At 38.3% G+C, this 944-nt stretch carries 1 protein-coding gene; it reads left to right on the forward strand.

Annotated features, from left to right (window positions below; all coding sequences use genetic code 11):
• The first annotated feature begins 327 nt into the window (after positions 1 to 327).
• Complete coding sequence (locus AC805_RS15640; RefSeq protein WP_055076283.1) at positions 328 to 936, forward strand: antibiotic biosynthesis monooxygenase; 609 nt, start codon at positions 328 to 330, stop codon at positions 934 to 936.
• Positions 937 to 944 lie beyond the last annotated feature (8 nt).

Below are 944 nucleotides of genomic sequence, written 5' to 3' on the forward strand. Positions count from 1 at the left end.
TTTGGGTTTTAGAAACCATTTAAGAATTACTTTCTGCGGTCAAAAACTCTAAGAGATCCCCCTCAATCCCCCTTAAAAAGGGGGAAGAATTTAATTCTCCCCCCTTTTTAAGGGGGGCTGGGGGGGATCTATCCAATTCTTAAATGGTTTCTTATCCCAATTCACGAAAGTGTGACAACACTTTTGTGAATTAAAAACTAAATCCACTAAGGGTTTTCAAAGCTCAAAATGGCGTAGCCATTTTGAGCTTTGGTATGAATTGCCCTTGCTAACAAATCAGCGAGGATCGCTATAATTAGCTATCCTGACTATATTATTGGTAAAGCTATGCAGGACTTTGGACAACAATCCGATCCGATTACCTTAGTCATCTCCGAAGTTGTCGAACCAAATCTTATAGAAGAATATGAAGCTTGGACAAAAGGAATTAACCAAGATGCACAGCAATTTGAGGGGTTTATGGGGGTTGAAGTAATTCGTCCCCGCAATCAGCAATATCCTGAATATGTTTTTATCGTTAAATTCGATAACTACGATCACTACAAAAATTGGCTAGCTTCAGATATTTATCAAGCATGGATGCAAGATTCTCAAAAATTTATTTCTAAGCGATCGCAACAGCATCAGTCCAAGGGCTTGGAGTTGTGGTTTACCCTTCCTAAAAGTACATTAGGGAATCCATCGCCAGCCTATTACAAACAGGTAATTGTAGGAACGATCGCCGTATATCCATTAATTCTACTCGCCAACTTAATTCTCAATCCTTTTTTGCTGGGATTGCCATCGGTTTTAGGACTATTGATTTCGGTCATCTTTGTATCCGCCCTATTAACCTATCCAGTTATGCCTTGGTTGACCAAAATACTCAATTTTTGGCTCTATCCATCAACAAATAGATTAACAAAAAATAGATTGACAAAAAATAAACGGCGATAAGTAAGTAG

The organism is Pseudanabaena sp. 'Roaring Creek', assembly GCF_001402795.1.
Classification (GTDB): Bacteria; Cyanobacteriota; Cyanobacteriia; order Pseudanabaenales; family Pseudanabaenaceae; genus Pseudanabaena.